This is a genomic window from Rhodococcus sp. NPDC003348 (genome assembly GCF_053589375.1).
On record NZ_JBSFRT010000016.1, the window covers coordinates 1 to 16,523 of the forward strand.

Sequence of the window (16,523 nt, forward strand, 5' to 3'; positions counted from 1 at the left end):
AATTAACAGATACCCTTTAGATGAGCCATACGATAACCCCGGGGGCCCCCCCGCCGGCGGGGGGGGGGGCCCCCCCGGCGTTTCCGGCGCCGTGACCGGAAAGTTGCCTTCGAGGTGACTGTTTCGCGCTGCGAACCGCTGAGAGCGGTGGTTTGCTGAACGCGTGAACACAGGTGCTCCTGTTTTCGACAAGTCCGCCCAGGCCCGGAACTTGGTTCTCGCGACCTGGACGTCGACCATCTGTTTCTGGGCCTGGAACATGATCGGCCCGATGTCCACCACCTACGCCGACCGGCTGGAACTGAGCAGCTCGCAGGCGTCGATGCTGGTCGCGACGCCCATCCTGGTCGGATCACTCGGCCGGATCGTCACCGGACCGCTCACGGATCGCTTCGGCGGTCGGGCGCTGTTCATCTTCGTCGCGCTCGCCTCCATCGTTCCCGTGCTCGCCGTCGGGTTCTCCGCCGAGGCCGACTCGTACGTGATGCTGCTGGTGTCCGGGTTCCTCCTCGGCGTGGCGGGCACGGTGTTCGCGATCGGCATCCCGTTCGCGAAGTCCTGGTACGAGGCGAGCAGGCACGGCTTCGCCACCGGCGTGTTCGGGGCCGGGATGGTGGGCACGGCCCTGTCGGCGTTCTTCACCCCTCGATTCGTGCGCTGGTTCGGGCTGGTTCCGACCCACGTCATCGTCGCCGTCGCGCTCGCGGCCACCGCGGGCCTCTGCGTGGTGCTGATGAGGGACTCGCCGGCGTTCACGCCGAACGAGGAACCGGTGGTCCCCAAGCTCACCGCCGCCGCGAAACTCGGTGTGACATGGGAGATGTCGTTCCTCTACGCGATCGTGTTCGGCGGCTTCGTGGCGTTCAGCAACTACCTGCCGACGTACATCAAGACGATCTACGACTTCTCGGCGGTCGACGCGGGCACGCGTACCGCCGCGTTCGCGCTGGCCGCGGTGATCGCCCGTCCGATCGGTGGATCGCTGTCGGACCGGATCGCACCGAAGTGGGTCGTGCTGGTGTCCCTCGCGGGCACCGCGGCCCTGGCGGTGGTGGCGACGTTCCAGCCCCCGCCGGACTTCTGGGCGGCGGTCACCTTCATCTCCCTGGCGATCTTCCTCGGCATCGGGACCGGCGGCGTGTTCGCGTGGGTGGCACGGCGGTCACCGGCGAAGAGCGTCGGCAGTGTCACCGGAATCGTCGCCGCGGCGGGCGGCCTCGGCGGCTACTTCCCGCCGCTCGTGATGGGCGCGACCTACAACGAAGAGGACAACAACTACACCGTGGGACTGCTGCTGCTGGCGGTGACCGCCGGAGCCGCCTTCCTGTACACCGCGCTCAAGCTGCACGCCCGGGAACCCGAGAAGGCAAGCACGACAGCGGGATAGACGCACGATTCGAGAATCAGCGGCGGTGCCGGAGGCAGTGGGCGCCGACGGCACAGAGGAGGCGACGTGACGTCCAGCGGGTCGAGCACCGGAGGTGCGGTGGAGGACGTGCTGCTGCGCAGCGGCCGATTCTTCACTCCCGGCACGTTCTCGGCGGACCGCCGGACCGTCAGCCGCGAGGGCGGCCGGGAAGGCGACATCTTCTACCGCGACCGGTGGAGCCACGACAAGGTCGTTCGTTCCACCCATGGCGTGAACTGCACCGGATCGTGCTCGTGGAAGATCTACGTCAAGGACGGAATCATCACCTGGGAGACCCAGGAAACCGACTACCCGTCCGTCGGTCCCGACCGGCCGGAGTACGAGCCGCGGGGCTGCCCGCGTGGTGCGGCCTTCTCCTGGTACACCTATTCGCCGACCCGCGTGCGGTACCCGTACGTGCGCGGCGTCCTCGTCGAGATGTACCGGGAGGCGAAGGCCCGCCTGAAGGACCCGGTGCTGGCGTGGGCGGAGATCCAGAACGATCCGGAACGGCGCAGGCGGTACCAGCGGGCCCGCGGCAAGGGCGGCCTGGTCCGGGTGAACTGGGACGAGGCAACTGAGATGATCGCGGCCGCGCACGTGCACACCATCAAGGAGTACGGCCCGGACCGGATCGCCGGGTTCTCGCCCATCCCGGCGATGTCGATGATCTCTTTCGCGGCCGGTTCCCGGTTCGTCGAACTGCTCGGCGGGGTCATGACCTCGTTCTACGACTGGTACGCCGACCTGCCCGTTGCATCGCCGCAGGTGTTCGGGGACCAGACCGACGTCCCGGAGTCGGGGGACTGGTGGGACGCGAGCTACCTGCTGATGTGGGGCTCGAACGTCCCCGTCACCCGGACACCGGATGCGCACTGGATGGCGGAGGTCCGCTACCGCGGCACCAAGGTTGTCGCCGTCAGCCCGGATTACGCCGACAACACCAAGTTCGCCGACGAGTGGATGCCGTGTGCGGCGGGCACCGACGGCGCGATGGCGATGGCGATGGGGCACGTGATCCTGTCCGAGTTCTTCGTCAAGGCGCGGGAGCCGTTCTTCGTCGACTACGTGCGCCGCTACACGGACCTGCCGTTCCTGATCAAGCTCGAGGAACGCGACGGGCGGCTCGTCCCCGGAAAGACGCTCACCGCAGCGGATCTGGGGGAGAGCGTCGAGAACGCCGCCTTCAAGCCGGTGATCGTCGACGGCGCCACCGACGCGCCCGCCGTGCCGCACGGATCGCTCGGGTTCCGGTTCGGGGACGAGGGTGTCGGCAAGTGGAACCTCGACCTCGGCGACCTGGTCCCGTCCCTGACCGTCGCCCACGCGCAGCAGAGCGAGGTCGCGACGGTGACGTTCCCGCGCTTCGACACCGTCGACGGCCGCGGCGAGACCGTCGAACGCGGCGTACCGGTCCGCACCGTGGCGGGGCACCGCGTGTGCACGGTGTTCGACCTGATGCTCGCCCAGTACGGGGTGGCGCGACCGGGCCTGCCCGGACAGTGGCCGACCGGCTACGACGACCACACGTCGCCGTACACGCCGGCGTGGCAGGAACCGATCACGGGAGTGTCCGCGGCACAGGTGATCCGGATCGCGCGCGAGTTCGCGACCAACGCGGTCGAGTCCGGGGGCCGGTCGATGATCATCATGGGCGCCGGCATCTGCCAGTGGTTCCACGGCGACGCCACCTACCGGGCCATCCTGAGCCTGCTGCTGCTGACGGGGTCGATGGGCCGCAACGGCGGTGGCTGGGCGCACTACGTGGGCCAGGAGAAGTGCCGGCCGGTCACCGGGTGGGCGACCGTCGCGATGGGCACCGACTGGAGCAGGCCCCCGCGTCAGATGGCGGGCACCTCCTACTGGTACGCGCACACCGACCAGTGGCGCTACGACGGCTACCGCGCCGACGCCCTGGCCAGCCCCACCGGCCGCGGCCGATTCGCCGGGCGGCACACGATGGACGTGATGGCTTCCGCGGTCGCGATGGGCTGGACGCCCTTCTACCCGCAGTTCGACCGCTCCAGCCTCGACCTGGCCGACGAGGCGACGGCCGTCGGCAAGGACGTCGCCGCGCACGTCACCGAGCAACTGGCGTCCGGCGAGCTGAACCTGGCCGTCACCGACCCCGACAACCCGCGCAACTGGCCGCGGGTGCTGAGCATCTGGCGCGCGAACCTGCTCGGCTCGTCGAGCAAGGGAAACGAGTACTTCCTCAAACACCTGCTCGGCACCACGTCGAACCTGCAGGCGACTCCGACCCGGGAGGAGTTGCGGCCAACCGGCGTCGAATGGGTGGACGAGACACCCGAAGGCAAGCTGGACCTGGTGATGTCGATCGACTTCCGGATGACGTCCACGACCCTGCTGTCCGACGTGGTGCTGCCGGCGGCCACCTGGTACGAGAAGCCGGACCTGTCCAGCACCGACATGCACCCCTACCTCCACGCGTTCACCGCGGCCATCGACCCGCCGTGGGAGACGAAGTCGGACTTCGAGGCGTTCGCGGCGATCGCTCGGGCGTTCTCCGCGCAGGCCCGGACGCATCTGGGCACCCGCACGGACGTCGTCCTGGGCACCCTGCAGCACGACACCCCCGGCGCGATGGCGTATCCCGGTGGCACCGAATCGGATTGGCGCACCACCGGGGAGGTGCCCGTGCCCGGCCGGACGATGGGACCGCTGGTGGTGGTGGAGCGGGACTACACCGCCATCGCCGAGAAGTGGTCCGCCCTCGGCCCTCTGGTCGAGAAGGCCGGCCTGGTGACCAAGGGGGTGACGTTCCATCCCGACCGGGAGGTCGCCGAACTGGCCGCGCAGCACGGCGTGATGAGTTCCGGTGCGGCGGCGGGACGTCCGGCACTCGACACCGCGGAGAAGATGTGCGAAGCGGTGCTGCGGTTGTCCGGCACCTCCAACGGGCGGCTCGCGGTGGAGGGGTTCCGACAGCTCGAACAGCGCACCGGCCGCCAACTGGTGCACCTGGCCGAGGGCAGCGAGGAACGCCGGATCACGTTCGCCGACACCCAGGCCCGGCCGGTGCCGGTGATCACCAGCCCGGAGTGGTCGGGCAGCGAGACCGGCGGTCGCCGGTACGCGCCGTTCACGGTGAACATCGAGGAACTCAAGCCGTTCCACACCCTGACCGGACGGATGCACTTCTTCCTCGACCACGACTGGATGGAGGAACTCGGCGAACAGTTGCCGATCTACCGGCCGCCACTGGACATGGCGCGCCTGTTCGACGAGCCGCACATCGGTGAGGTGCGGGAGGGGATCGGCCTGACGGTGCGATATCTGACCCCGCACAGCAAGTGGTCCATCCACTCCGAGTACCAGGACAACCTGTTCATGTTGTCGCTGTCCCGGGGTGGACCGACCATGTGGATGAGCCCGACGGACGCGGCGAAGATCTCGGTCCATGACAACGACTGGGTCGAGGCCGTGAATCGCAACGGCGTGGTGGTGTGCCGGGCCGTCGTCTCACACCGCATGCCCGAGGGAGTGGTGTACGTGCACCACGCCCAGGAACGCACGATCGACGTGCCCCGAACCGAGACCACCGGCAACCGGGGCGGCATCCACAACTCACTGACCCGGCTGCTGATCAAGCCGACGCACCTGGCCGGCGGCTACGCCCAGACGTCTTGGGCGTTCAACTATCTCGGCCCGACCGGCAACCAGCGCGACGAGGTGACGGTGGTCCGCCGCCGCAGCCAGGAGGTGACGTACTGACATGAAGGTCATGGCACAGCTCGCGATGGTGATGAACCTCGACAAGTGCATCGGCTGCCACACCTGCTCGGTGACGTGCAAGCAGGCATGGACGAACCGATCCGGCACCGAGTACGTGTGGTTCAACAATGTCGAAACCCGGCCGGGGCAGGGCTATCCGCGCACCTACGAGGACCAGGATCGGTGGCGCGGTGGCTGGGTGCGGGACTCGAGGGGGCGGCTGCGTCTGCGCGACGGCGGCCGGCTCAAGAAGCTGTCGCGGATCTTCTCGAACCCGAAGCTCCCGGAGATCTCGGACTACTACGAGCCGTGGACCTACGACTACGAGAATCTCACCAACGCGCCGCTCGGTGATCAGATGCCGGTGGCTCCGCCCCGCAGCCTGATCACCGGCAAGCCGATGAAGGTGGAGTGGTCGGCGAACTGGGACGACAACCTCGGCGGGTCACCGGAGATCCTCGCCGACGACCCGATCCTGAAGAAGGTCTCCGATCAGGTCACACTCGAACTCGAGCAGACCTTCATGTTCTACCTGCCCCGGATCTGCGAGCACTGCCTGAACCCGGCCTGCGTCGCGTCCTGCCCGTCGGGGGCGATGTACAAGCGGTCCGAGGACGGCATCGTGCTCGTCGACCAGGACAAGTGCCGCGGCTGGCGAATGTGCGTGTCCGGATGTCCGTACAAGAAGGTGTATTTCAACCACAAGACCGGCAAGGCCGAGAAGTGCACGTTCTGCTATCCGCGCGTCGAGGTGGGCCTGCCGACGGTGTGCGCGGAGACCTGCGTCGGGCGGCTGCGCTACATCGGGCTGATCCTCTACGACGTCGACCGGGTGCTCGAGGCGGCATCGGTGACGGACGACAAGGATCTGTACGAGGCGCAGCTGGACACCCTGCTCGATCCGAACGATCCGCACGTGGTCGCCGCCGCGCACGCCGCAGGCATCCCGGACACCTGGATCGAGGCGGCACAGCGGTCGCCGATCCACGCGCTGATCAAGGAGTTCCGGGTCGCGCTGCCGCTGCATCCGGAGTTCCGGACCATGCCGATGGTCTGGTACGTGCCCCCGCTGTCACCGGTCGTCGACGCCGTCAGCCGCGACGGTCACGACGGCGAGGACGTGGGCAACCTCTTCGGCGCATTGGAATCGCTGCGGATTCCGATCGAGTACCTGGCCGAACTGCTCGCTGCCGGGGACACCGAGGTGGTCGCCGGGGTGCTGCGCAGGCTCGCGGCGATGCGCTCGTACATGCGTGACATCAACCTCGGTCGGCTCCCGCAGGAACACATCCCGGCAGCGGTCGGAATGACCGAGGAACAGATGTACGCGATGTACCGGCTGCTCGCACTCGCGAAATACGAAGAGCGGTATGTGATTCCGTCCGCCTATGCCGAGGAGGCGCATGGGCTGGAAGAGACCGTCACGGAATGCGCGCTCGACTTCGAGGGCGGTCCCGGCCTGTACGACCAGGGATCGGGGCCGTTCGGGGAGGCGAGTGGCGGTCCGGTCCCGGTGGCGGTGGAGACGTTCCACGCGCTGCGGCAACGGCAGACCAGCGAGGCGATGGGCGCGAACGCGAGCAACCCGTCGCGGGTGAACCTGCTGAACTGGGACGGCAAGGGTGTGCCGGACGGCATGTTCCCGGGCGAGGGGACCCGGCGGTGAAGGGAACCGTGCGATGAAACTGCTACGCCGCCCGACCTCCTCGGGGAACGCTCGGCTGGTGCAGCGGCACCGGTTGGTGTGGCAGGCGTCGTCGTTGCTGCTGGCCTACCCGGACGACGGCCAGGACGACCGGCTCGCCGCCGTCGACGCGCTGCTCGCCCACCTGCCCGGTGAGCTCGCGGACCCGCTCGCCGCGCTCGCCCGGCACCTGCGGGAGCGGCCCCCGCTCGAGGCGGCCACCGCGTACGTCGACACCTTCGACTTGCGCCGCAGGACCACGTTGTTGCTGACCTACTGGACCGACGGGGACACCCGAAACCGCGGGTCGGCGATCCTGAACTTCGCCCGCGCCTACCGGGAGGCGGGCGCGGAGCCGCCGACCGGGGAGTCCGCCGACCACCTCGCCGTGGTGCTCGAGTTCGCCGCCACCGTCGCCCCCGACATCGGGGGCCGGTTGCTGGCGGCGAATCGGGCCGCGATCGACATGCTGCACCTCGCGCTTCGCGAGTCGGGGTCGCCGTACGCGGACGTGCTCGGCGCGGTCGCCGCGACGCTGCCCCCGGCGACCGAACCGGACCGGAAACGGGCCCGGGACCTGGCGCTGACCGGTCCGCCCGCCGAGGCGGTCGGCCTGCAGCCGTTCACGCTGACCGTGCCGCCGAGGCGACAACCGGGTGATTCGCCGCGATCGGAAGGAGCGCACTGACATGTCCGCCGGGGAGATCTACTGGGACGTCGTCCCGTACGTGACGCTCGCGATCCTGGTCATCGGCACCTGGTGGCGATACCGGTACGACAAGTTCGGCTGGACCACCCGCTCCTCCCAGCTCTACGAGAACCGGCTGCTGCGGATCGCGAGTCCGCTGTTCCACTTCGGCATCCTGGTGGTGATCCTCGGCCACGTCATCGGCCTCGTCATCCCCGAGTCCTGGACCGAGGCGATCGGCATCAGTGGGCACATGTACCACTGGGGTGCGGCGATACCCGGCGTCATCGCCGGCCTCGCCACCCTGGTCGGCGTGGCACTGCTGATCTACCGGCGTCGGACGACCGGCCCGGTGTTCACCGCCACCACCCTCAACGACAAGGTCATGTACGCCCTGCTCGTCGCCGCGATCGTCGCCGGGCTCGCGACCACGATGATCGGCGCCTTCGAAGGGAACGAGGCCCACAACTACCGCGAGACCGTCTCGCCGTGGTTCCGGTCGATCTGGATCCTGCAGCCGCGGGGCGACCTGATGGCGGAGGCGCCGCTGTCGTTCCACATCCACGTCACGATCGCGCTGGTCCTGTTCGCGCTGTGGCCGTTCACCCGGCTCGTGCACGCCTTCAGTGCGCCGTTCGCGTACCTGTTCCGGCCGTACATCGTGTATCGCAGCCGCGAGGGCGCACGCCCGGGGGAACTCGTCGGCTCGGAGCCGCACCGGCGCGGCTGGTGACGGCGCCGCCTTCGGACGGATGTGGACGCGGCTGTACTGTTTGGACTTCTACGTCCGGACTTTCTCCCGAGGACCGCTGAACCACTACATGGCCACCACAGCTCGCAGTCGCACCACCACGATCCCGAGGAAACGAACCCGCACGCCGCGGTCCACCGTGCGTCGCACGGTGCTGCCCGGGGGGCTGCGGGTGGTGACCGAACACATGCCCGGCGTGCGCTCGGCGTCCGTCGGCGTCTGGGTGGGGGTGGGTTCGCGCGACGAGCAGGCGTCCGTCGCCGGCGCGGCGCACTTCCTCGAGCACCTGCTGTTCAAGGCAACCCCCACCCGCAGCGCGCTCGACATCGCGCAAGTGGTCGACGGGATCGGTGGGGAGCTGAACGCGTTCACCTCCCGCGAGCACACCTGCTTCTACGCGCACGTCCTCGACGAGGATCTGCCGTTGGCGATCGACATCGTCAGCGACGTGGTGCTGCGCGGGAAGTGCCGGTCCGCGGACGTCGACATCGAGCGCCAGGTGGTGCTCGAGGAGATCGCGATGCGCGACGACGACCCCGAGGACCTGCTCGGCGACGAGTTCCTCACCGCCCTGTTCGGCGATCATCCCGTCGGCCGGCCGGTGATCGGGTCCACCGAGTCGATCGAGGCGATGACGCGCACCCAACTGCACTCGTTCCATGTCCGCCGGTACACGCCGGAGCGGATGGTGGTGGCCGTCGCGGGCAACGTCGATCACGACGAGACCGTCGAGCTGGTGCGCCGGGCGTTCGGCGGCCACCTGACCGACGGCGCCGTTCCCGCCCCACGGCGGGAGGGCAGGCTGCGGCCGCGTTCGGCGCCTGCGCTCAGCGTGCTGCGGCGGGACAGCGAACAGGCCCACCTCTGCGTCGGCGTGCGTGGCCTGGGCCGGCACGAGGGCCACCGGTGGGCGCTGTCGGTGCTCAACACCGCGGTCGGCGGCGGGCTGTCCTCGCGGCTGTTCCAGGAGATCCGGGAGGAACGCGGCCTGGCGTACTCGGTCTACTCGAGCGTCGACACGTTCGCCGACACGGGGGCGTTCTCGGTGTACGCGGGCTGCCAGCCGGAGAACCTCGCGGATGTCACCACCCTGATCCGGGAGGTGCTCGCGCAGGTCGCCTCGAACGGCATCACCGATGCCGAGTGCGCCCGCGCGAAGGGCTCGATCCGCGGGGGAATGGTGCTCGGGCTGGAGGATTCGGGTTCGCGGATGCACCGGATCGGCCGCCAGGAACTGAACTACGGCAGCCACCGCACCATCACCGAGACGTTGCGGCGGATCGACGCCGTCACCACCGAGGAGGTGCGGGAGGTCGCGGCGATGCTGCTGACCCGGCCGTTCGCGGCGTCCGTGGTCGGACCCTACAAGCGGGCGCGGGACCTGCCCGCCGTGGTGCGCGGGATCGTCTGATGCTCGCGAAACTGGGGTCACGCCGGGCGATTCCGTTCTTCGTCGTCCTGGTGATCACCCTGGTCATGTTGTTCTCGCCGGGGTCGACGGTGCCGAGTGGGCCGCCGAACAGCGACAAGGTCACGCACCTGCTGATGTTCCTGGCCCTCGCGGTCGCCGCTCGGTACGCCGGGTTCCGGGCCGGGTGGGTGCTGCTCGGCGGCGCGCTGTACGCCGCGGTGTCGGAGGTGCTGCAGGCGCTGCTGCCGATCCATCGCAGCGGATCGATCTGGGACTGGGTCGCCGATGTCGTCGGCGTCGCGGTGGGCCTGGCACTGGTGTGGTGGGTGGCCCACCGCCGACGGTCCGGGGGTGCCCGATCAGGACGCGAAGAGTCCCAGCAGGCCACCGAGATCGAGTGACCCGAAGTCGGCCGAACCGCCACCGCCGGTGGAGGGATTGCAGCCGGTGACGGTGATCGAGTGCCACTGCCGGTCGCCGATCCACTCGGGGGTCTCGGTCGGGGTCTGCCCGTTGTTCCCGGGCGGGCCGAGCACCATCCGGTAGTCGATCTTGTGCGTGTCGGCGTCCGGGTTCGGCAGCGCCGGGTTCCAGGCGCCGTTGAGGTTCTTCAGGTCCTGGACGTAGGTGGCAAGCACCGGCGCCCGGTCGGAGACCATGGTGCGGTTCTCGACGGTGTTTTCCGGAACCTCGTCGGGCCACGTCGGCGACTCCGCCTTCGAGGCCATGTTCGGCGTGCCGGTCCGCCAGACCGGGAATCCGAGGCCGATGTCGCGTCCCTCGGGAACCTCGTCGTCGATGCGCCAGTCGATCGTGTAGGTGGTCACGTTCGTCTGGTTCTCGATGTTGAACTCGGCCTGGCAGTTGCCCAGGTCCTTCGCCCAGAACTGCACCGGGCCGGTGCGCTGCCCCTCGTCGGCGGTTTCGGCGACGGCGGGTGCGCCGGACAACGCGAAGATCGATCCCGCTGCCACGGCCAGGGCCGCGGTCACTCTCACGGATGCATTCATGTGGCGGTTCCTTTCGTCTCGTGGCCGGGCAGCCTAACCACGGGTGGTCGTCGGGAACGCCGGAATGACCGAAGTCGAGTAGCCAGCGAGTAGCGTGCCTCCTCTCGCCCGGGAACGGCGGAGTCAGCAGGCCGCCGGGCGCCCGGGCCGCGGGATCTCCCTGACCTGCGGCGGCAGTCCCCACTGGATCCGGCCGAGACGGCTGACCGGCGCGATCGCTGCGAAGTCGGGCAAGCCGTCCCCGGCGAGCGTCTCGGTGCGCACGGAGATTGCGCGCACCGATCCCATCACCACGAAACTGTCGCCGACCTCGATCACCCGGAAGAGTTCGCATTCGATCGCGATGGGGGACTCCGCCACCCGTGGCGCCGCCATCCGCTCGCTCGGTTCGGCGGTGACCCCGACCGTGTCGAATTCGTCGACCGCGGCGTCGAACATCGCCGAGCTCGCGTTGACCTGCTCGATCAGGTGCGCCGGCGCCAGGTTCACCACGAACTCGCCCGTCGCCTCGATGTTGCGGAGGCTGTCCTTGCGGGTCACCGAGGTGAACTGCACGACAGGCGGATTCGCGCTGGCGACGGTGAAGAAGCTGTAGGGCGCCAGGTTCGGGGTGCCGTCGGCCGCGCGTGTGGAGACCCACGCGACGGGCCGCGGCACCACCGACGCGGTGAGGAGTTGGTACATCCGGTGCGGGGCTGTGGCGGCGGGGTCGAAGAGCGTTCGCACTCCGACATCGTGCCACCGTGCGCGGCCCGTGGGCGGGTCGACGATTCAGCCCCCGCCCGACGTCACATCCCGGGCATCATCGGCATCCCGGGCATCATCGGCATGCCGGGCATCATGGGCATGCCCATGTGATGCATCCACATCATGAACTGATGCCACCAGGACATCATGTCGGAAGGCATTGCGATCACTTCCTCACCTAGGTTCCGCCCGTCCATTGTCCGCCCGACGGGGGCCGGAGTCGATTGCGTAGGCTTGCCTGGACGTGCAAGACGATCGGATGGAGTGAGGGTCAAGTGACGGTGATTCGGGTCGGTGTCCTGGGTGCCAGGGGCAAGGTCGGCCGTACCATCTGCGAGGCCGTCGAGGCGGCTCCCGACCTGGAACTGGTGGCGCAGGTCGACGCGGGCGATCCGATCGAGATGTTCGTCGACACCCGCACCCAGGTGGTCGTCGACTTCACCAACCCTGACGTTGTGATGGGCAACCTGGAGTTCCTCGTCGCGAACCGGATCCACGCCGTCGTCGGCACCACCGGCTTCGACGAGGACCGTCTCGCGCAGGTGCAGCGCTGGCTCACCGAGCAGCCCGAGGTCGGCGTGCTGATCGCTCCGAACTTCGCGATCGGCGCGGTGCTGTCGATGCGGTTCGCGCAGCAGGCCGCGCGGTTCTTCGACTCCGTCGAGGTCATCGAACTGCACCATCCGAACAAGCTGGACGCGCCGTCCGGCACCGCCTACCGCACCGCGGCGCTGATCGCGGCAGCCCGCGCCGAGGCCGGGCGGGGACCGAGCCCCGACGCGACCACCACCGAACTCGACGGCGCACGAGGCGCGGATGTCGACGGGGTCCGGGTGCACTCGGTGCGCCTGGCCGGACTGGTCGCGCACCAGGAGGTGCTGCTCGGCACCCAGGGCGAGACCCTGACCATCCGGCACGACTCCATCGACCGGAACTCGTTCGTGCCGGGCGTGCTGCTCGGTGTCCGCGAGATCGCGGGCCGTCCCGGCCTCACCGTCGGCATCGACCCCCTGCTGGACCTGTGAAGGGCACCTCGACCAAGGTCCTCGTGGCGATCGCGGCGATCGTCGTCGCGCTGGCCTTCTACTTCGTGCTGCTCGGTCAGCGTGGCATCGCCCTGATCCAGGACGGTGGCGCCGTCCCCGTCGTACTCGGCATTGCGGTACTGGTCCTCCCGTTCATCGGCGTCTGGATGGTCTACTCGACGGTGCGTTCCGGCTTCCAGCACCAGCATCTGGTGGCCCGGGCCCGCGACGAGGGCCGCGACCTCGACGTCTCCGATCTGCCGAGGATGCCCTCCGGGCGGATCCAGCGGGACGCCGCGGACGCGCTGTTCGCGCAGGTGCAGACGGAGTGGGAGGCCGACCCCGACAGCTGGCTCACCACCTACCGGCTGGCCCGCGCCTACGACTACGCCGGCGACCGCTCGCGGGCGCGCGAGACGATGCGTCGCGCGGTGGCGCTCGAAGCGGCCGAGCGTGGAGCGAACTAGCGGCGCACCGGGATCGTCCGGGCGGTTGTCCGGGAGTTCGAGCACCAATTCAAGAGATTACGGGGTACCGGAGAAATGCCGCGTCTGCTGATCGTCCACCACACGCCGTCGCCGTTCATGCAGGCGATGTTCGAGGCGGTCGTCTCCGGCGCGACCGCGCCGGAGATCGAGGGCGTGGAGGTCGTCCGGCGGGCAGCGCTCGCGGTGACACCGTCGGACATGCTGGAAGCGGACGGCTACCTCCTCGGATCACCAGCCAACCTCGGCTACATCAGCGGTGCCCTCAAGCACGCGTTCGACATGTGTTACTACCCGATCCTCGACTCCACGCGCGGACGGCCCTTCGGGCTGTACCTCCACGGGAACGAGGGAACGGAGGGCGCCGAACGCGCGGTGGACTCGATCACCACCGGCCTCGGATGGGTGAGGGCGGCTGCGGACGTCGTGGTGTCCGGGAAGCCGAGCAAGGCCGACATCGAGGCGTGCTGGGAGCTGGGGGCGACCGTGGCTGCGGGTCTGATGGGGGAATGAGCGGCGCTACGAGCTCGGTGTCGCCGTCGCGGTCACGCTCGCGGGCTGAATCGGGGGCCTGGCGCGGGCGCTGACCGCCGGACCGGTCCGGGCCCGAGGGCGCCCTTTCGGGGCGGCCGGAGGTCGGGTCGGAGTCCGCGAATCCGGCCATACAGGGCGTGCATGGATGTATGGTCGTGCCCTGGATGTGCCGAGTTCTGGTCTGTACCGCGCGGCGGATGGAGGGGCCCGATGGGCGGAGGCTTCGGTGCGGCCGCACTGCCCGGATCGCCTGCGGACGTGACCACGGACTGGCTTCAGCGCGTACTTTCCGACACCGACGCGCGGGTGGCGGTCGAGGGATTCGACCTCGAACCGGTCGGAACCGGACAGACGGCGGCCACGTACCGACTGACCGTGCGGTACCGACGCGCGTCGGACCTCCCGGACACGTTCGTTCTGAAGCTTCCGTCCCAGGACGACTCGGTGCGTGACCGAGTGGCACTCGGCTACCGGTCGGAGCACGCCTTCTACACCCAGGTCGCGGCGTCGGTCCGGATGCCGGTCCCGCGGTGCTTCTACTGCGAAACAGACGACGGTGGAAGAGATTTCGTACTCCTTCTGGAGGATCTCTCGCCTGCCGTCCAGGGGGACCAACTACGCGGCTGCGGCATGACCGAGGCCCGGCTGGCGGTGACGGCGCTGGCCGGCCTGCACGGCCCGGGGTGGTGCGACCCGCGCTGGACGGACTTCACCGGCACCGTGATGCCGAGGCCGGGTGAGGACACCGCCGCCGGCCTCGGCGAGGTCTGCCGGGTGGCGGCCGACACCACGATCGAGCGCCTCGGTGGACGCCTCGGTGAGGCGGACGTTCGCACCTTGCGTGAATCGGCGGACCTGATCGGCGCCTGGCTGCTGCGCGACGTGGAGCGGTTCGCGATCCTCCACGGCGACTTCAGGCTCGACAACCTGCTCTTCCATCCGGACGGCGAACGGATCGGCGTCGTGGACTGGCAGACCCTCGCCGTCGGCCTGCCTGCCCGCGACCTCGCATACTTCGTGGGGACCAGCTTCGCGCCCAGCACGCGAGCCGACTGCGAGCGCGCGCTCGTGGAGGTGTACCACCGCGCACTCCTCGAACACGGTGTCGAGGGATACGGCCTCGACGAGTGTTGGCGCGATTACCGCGTCGCCGTGCTGCAGATACCGATGATCACCACGCTCGGCTTCGCGTTCTCCGCGGCCACCGACCGTGGTGACGACATGATCGTGACGATGCTGGAGCGGGGCTGCGCGGCGATCCGCGACCTCGGCTCCCTCGACCTGATCCGGGAGCAGGCGTGACGCGGACACTGGACGAACTCGGCTGTTACCTGCTCGGCGGCCAGCCCCGTTCGGCGCGAGACGTTCTCGACGAGGTGGCGGACGCCGAACGTCTCGGGCTCGGCACGGCCTTCCTTTCCGAGAGGTACAACAAGAAGGAGATCGGTGCCTTCGCCGGGGCCGCGGCCGCGGCCAGCACCAGCGTCCGCCTGTGCACCGCCGCCACCAACCACAACACCCGGCACCCGATGGTGACCGCGGGCATGACGCGGACACTGCGTGACCTCACCGACGGACGTTTCACCCTCGGCATCGGTCGCGGTGTCGCGGTGCTGCAGGGCGCGTACGGAATCCCGCCGATCACCACCGCCCAGATGGCCGACTTCGCGCTCCTGATGCGGAGGCTGTTCCGCGGCGAGACGATCGTCGGTCACGACGGACCGTCCGGCCGCTACCCGGTGCTGTACCTCGACTCCGAACTCGACGAGTACCTCCCACTGGGGATCGTGGCCTTCGGACCCGAGACCCTCAAGCTCGGCGGCAGGCTCTTCGACGACGTGGTCCTGCACACCTACTTCACCGACGAGACCACCAGCCGCTGCGTCGACCTGGTCAAGTCCGCTGCCGAGGAGGCGGGGCGGGACCCCGACAGTGTGAAGGTCTGGGCCTGCCTCGCCACCGTCGGTGATCACATCGCTCCCGTGGACGTACTGCGCAAGACCGTCGGACGGCTGGGCACCTACCTGCAGGGATACGGCCAATTGCTCGTCGACACCAACGGCTGGGATCCGGTCGTGCTGCAAAGGTTCCTGTCCGACCCGGTGATCAGCAGCGTCGGGGGCCTCGACATCGTCGGGACCACCGACCAGCTGGAGCACGCGGCCGGCCTGCTGCCCGACGAGTGGCTGGCCCCCGCGGCCACCGGCACACCCGCGCAGTGTGTCGACGCGATCCGCCATCAGTTCGACCTCGGCTGCGACGGCGTCATCCTGCACGGCTCGACCCCGGCCGAACTGGCCCCGATCGTCGCCGCCTACCGCGGCGCGTGCTGACCCGCGCGGGCCGAGGTGCCCCTGCCCCGGGTGCGGGTCACCGCACCGGGACGGTGTTCGGGTCCGCGGGATCGACGGGGGACGGATCGAACGGCGGCGGGTTGTCGGGGTCGAATCGTCCCGGCAGCGTGGAGCAGGTCGCCCCGGGTTCGGGAAAGGTGTTCGGGTTCAGCCGGAGGGCCGAGACGAACAGGTCGATGCGGCGGTCGTCGGCGTCGCCCAACGCGAGCTGGTGGCCCCACGACTGCAACGAAATCGGTTCCGGCAGTTCGGGATACGGGGACATCAGCAGGTAGCTGTTCCCGTCCACCCGCGCCGCGAGGCGGCTGCGGTCGTCGCCGCGGATCCGGTCCGGGTCGTACGCGATCCACACGGCGCCGTGCTCGAGCGAGTGCACGATGTTCTCGGTCCGCACCGGGGTGTCGTACACGACGCCGTTGCAGGCCGCCCACGTCGCGTCGTGCGGTCCGCCGACCGGCGGCACCATGTCGTAGGCCACGCGCTGTGTCGGGAGCACGTGCAGCCCGACCGGCGGCTCCACGACGACGATCCCGTCGATGCCGGTCGACGGATCCGGGTTGCGGAGGGTCGGGACGAACGGGTCCGCGGTGGCGGTGCCCTCCACCGACGCCGAGCACCCCAGGGCGGTCAGGGCCAGGACGGCGACGGTGATCGAAATCGCGATGCGCACCCGCGGGATGGTAGCGGCAGG

15 protein-coding genes are annotated in these 16,523 nt (G+C 69.3%); 12 read left to right on the forward strand and 3 right to left on the reverse strand.

What is annotated here, in order from left to right:
- Nucleotides 1-163: 163 nt before the first annotated feature.
- From ACWDU4_RS12765 to ACWDU4_RS12795, 7 genes are all read left to right on the forward strand, one after another.
- A complete protein-coding gene (locus ACWDU4_RS12765; RefSeq protein WP_450114274.1) occupies nucleotides 164-1,387 on the forward strand; it encodes a nitrate/nitrite transporter in 1,224 nt (407 codons plus the stop codon).
- 66 nt (nucleotides 1,388-1,453) lie between these two features.
- Entirely contained in the window at nucleotides 1,454-5,143 is a 3,690-nt protein-coding gene (locus ACWDU4_RS12770; RefSeq protein WP_450114275.1) for a nitrate reductase subunit alpha, read from the forward strand.
- A 1-nt stretch (nucleotide 5,144) separates the two neighbouring features.
- Complete coding sequence (gene narH, locus ACWDU4_RS12775; protein ID WP_450114276.1) at nucleotides 5,145-6,809, forward strand: nitrate reductase subunit beta; 1,665 nt, start codon at nucleotides 5,145-5,147, stop codon at nucleotides 6,807-6,809.
- A 13-nt stretch (nucleotides 6,810-6,822) separates the two neighbouring features.
- Nucleotides 6,823-7,515 carry a nitrate reductase molybdenum cofactor assembly chaperone gene (gene narJ / locus ACWDU4_RS12780; RefSeq protein ID WP_450114277.1) on the forward strand — a complete coding sequence of 231 codons (693 nt, stop codon included), beginning with the start codon at nucleotides 6,823-6,825 and terminating at the stop codon, nucleotides 7,513-7,515.
- A gap of 1 nt (nucleotide 7,516) precedes the next feature.
- Complete coding sequence (gene narI / locus ACWDU4_RS12785) at nucleotides 7,517-8,248, forward strand: respiratory nitrate reductase subunit gamma (RefSeq protein WP_450114278.1); 732 nt, start codon at nucleotides 7,517-7,519, stop codon at nucleotides 8,246-8,248.
- Nucleotides 8,249-8,336: 88 nt separating this feature from the next.
- Nucleotides 8,337-9,677 (forward strand): M16 family metallopeptidase, encoded by a 1,341-nt coding sequence (locus ACWDU4_RS12790; protein ID WP_450114279.1) that lies wholly within the window; start codon nucleotides 8,337-8,339, stop codon nucleotides 9,675-9,677.
- The gene (locus tag ACWDU4_RS12795) at nucleotides 9,677-10,078 is read left to right on the forward strand and encodes a VanZ family protein (protein ID WP_450114280.1); all 402 of its coding nucleotides are present in this window, start codon (nucleotides 9,677-9,679) and stop codon (nucleotides 10,076-10,078) included. Before ACWDU4_RS12790 ends, ACWDU4_RS12795 begins: the two co-directional genes overlap by 1 nt.
- Here the strand turns inward: ACWDU4_RS12795 and ACWDU4_RS12800 are convergent.
- Both ACWDU4_RS12800 and ACWDU4_RS12805 read right to left on the reverse strand, forming a co-directional pair.
- Nucleotides 10,037-10,687 carry a hypothetical protein gene (locus tag ACWDU4_RS12800; protein WP_450114281.1) on the reverse strand — a complete coding sequence of 217 codons (651 nt, stop codon included), beginning with the start codon at nucleotides 10,685-10,687 and terminating at the stop codon, nucleotides 10,037-10,039. The two genes, ACWDU4_RS12795 and ACWDU4_RS12800, sit on opposite strands and share 42 nt — an antisense overlap.
- A gap of 123 nt (nucleotides 10,688-10,810) precedes the next feature.
- Nucleotides 10,811-11,413 (reverse strand): flavin reductase family protein, encoded by a 603-nt coding sequence (locus tag ACWDU4_RS12805; RefSeq protein WP_450114282.1) that lies wholly within the window; start codon nucleotides 11,411-11,413, stop codon nucleotides 10,811-10,813.
- Nucleotides 11,414-11,715: 302 nt separating this feature from the next.
- On the opposite strand from ACWDU4_RS12805, the gene dapB reads away from it, so the two are divergent.
- The 5 genes from dapB to ACWDU4_RS12830 all read left to right on the forward strand — a co-directional run bounded on the left by dapB (nucleotide 11,716) and on the right by ACWDU4_RS12830 (nucleotide 15,811).
- Nucleotides 11,716-12,459 carry a 4-hydroxy-tetrahydrodipicolinate reductase gene (dapB, locus tag ACWDU4_RS12810; protein ID WP_450114378.1) on the forward strand — a complete coding sequence of 248 codons (744 nt, stop codon included), beginning with the start codon at nucleotides 11,716-11,718 and terminating at the stop codon, nucleotides 12,457-12,459.
- Nucleotides 12,456-12,926 (forward strand): hypothetical protein, encoded by a 471-nt coding sequence (locus ACWDU4_RS12815; protein WP_450114283.1) that lies wholly within the window; start codon nucleotides 12,456-12,458, stop codon nucleotides 12,924-12,926. The genes dapB and ACWDU4_RS12815 overlap by 4 nt, the downstream gene beginning before the upstream one ends.
- Before the next feature lie 75 nt (nucleotides 12,927-13,001).
- Nucleotides 13,002-13,457, forward strand: coding sequence for a flavodoxin family protein (locus ACWDU4_RS12820; protein WP_450114284.1), 456 nt, complete (start codon nucleotides 13,002-13,004; stop codon nucleotides 13,455-13,457).
- A gap of 231 nt (nucleotides 13,458-13,688) precedes the next feature.
- Entirely contained in the window at nucleotides 13,689-14,780 is a 1,092-nt protein-coding gene (locus ACWDU4_RS12825; RefSeq protein ID WP_450114285.1) for a phosphotransferase family protein, read from the forward strand.
- Nucleotides 14,777-15,811, forward strand: coding sequence for a TIGR03857 family LLM class F420-dependent oxidoreductase (locus ACWDU4_RS12830; protein WP_450114286.1), 1,035 nt, complete (start codon nucleotides 14,777-14,779; stop codon nucleotides 15,809-15,811). The genes ACWDU4_RS12825 and ACWDU4_RS12830 overlap by 4 nt, the downstream gene beginning before the upstream one ends.
- A 37-nt stretch (nucleotides 15,812-15,848) precedes the next feature.
- Here ACWDU4_RS12830 and ACWDU4_RS12835 read toward each other — a convergent pair whose 3' ends face one another.
- The gene (locus ACWDU4_RS12835; protein ID WP_450114287.1) at nucleotides 15,849-16,502 is read right to left on the reverse strand and encodes a DUF3105 domain-containing protein; all 654 of its coding nucleotides are present in this window, start codon (nucleotides 16,500-16,502) and stop codon (nucleotides 15,849-15,851) included.
- Nucleotides 16,503-16,523: the final 21 nt, after the last annotated feature.

Excerpts from the sequence above, each read along its gene's own strand:
- narJ (WP_450114277.1), top strand. The coding sequence starts at position 6,823 with ATGAAACTGCTACGCCGCCCGACCTCCTCGGGGAACGCTCGGCTGGTG.
- ACWDU4_RS12800 (WP_450114281.1), bottom strand. The coding sequence starts at position 10,687 with ATGAATGCATCCGTGAGAGTGACCGCGGCCCTGGCCGTGGCAGCGGGA.
- ACWDU4_RS12795 (WP_450114280.1), top strand. The coding sequence starts at position 9,677 with ATGCTCGCGAAACTGGGGTCACGCCGGGCGATTCCGTTCTTCGTCGTC.
- ACWDU4_RS12820 (WP_450114284.1), top strand. The coding sequence starts at position 13,002 with ATGCCGCGTCTGCTGATCGTCCACCACACGCCGTCGCCGTTCATGCAG.
- narI (WP_450114278.1), top strand. The coding sequence starts at position 7,517 with ATGTCCGCCGGGGAGATCTACTGGGACGTCGTCCCGTACGTGACGCTC.
- ACWDU4_RS12825 (WP_450114285.1), top strand. The coding sequence starts at position 13,689 with ATGGGCGGAGGCTTCGGTGCGGCCGCACTGCCCGGATCGCCTGCGGAC.
- ACWDU4_RS12790 (WP_450114279.1), top strand. The coding sequence starts at position 8,337 with ATGGCCACCACAGCTCGCAGTCGCACCACCACGATCCCGAGGAAACGA.
- narH (WP_450114276.1), top strand. The coding sequence starts at position 5,145 with ATGAAGGTCATGGCACAGCTCGCGATGGTGATGAACCTCGACAAGTGC.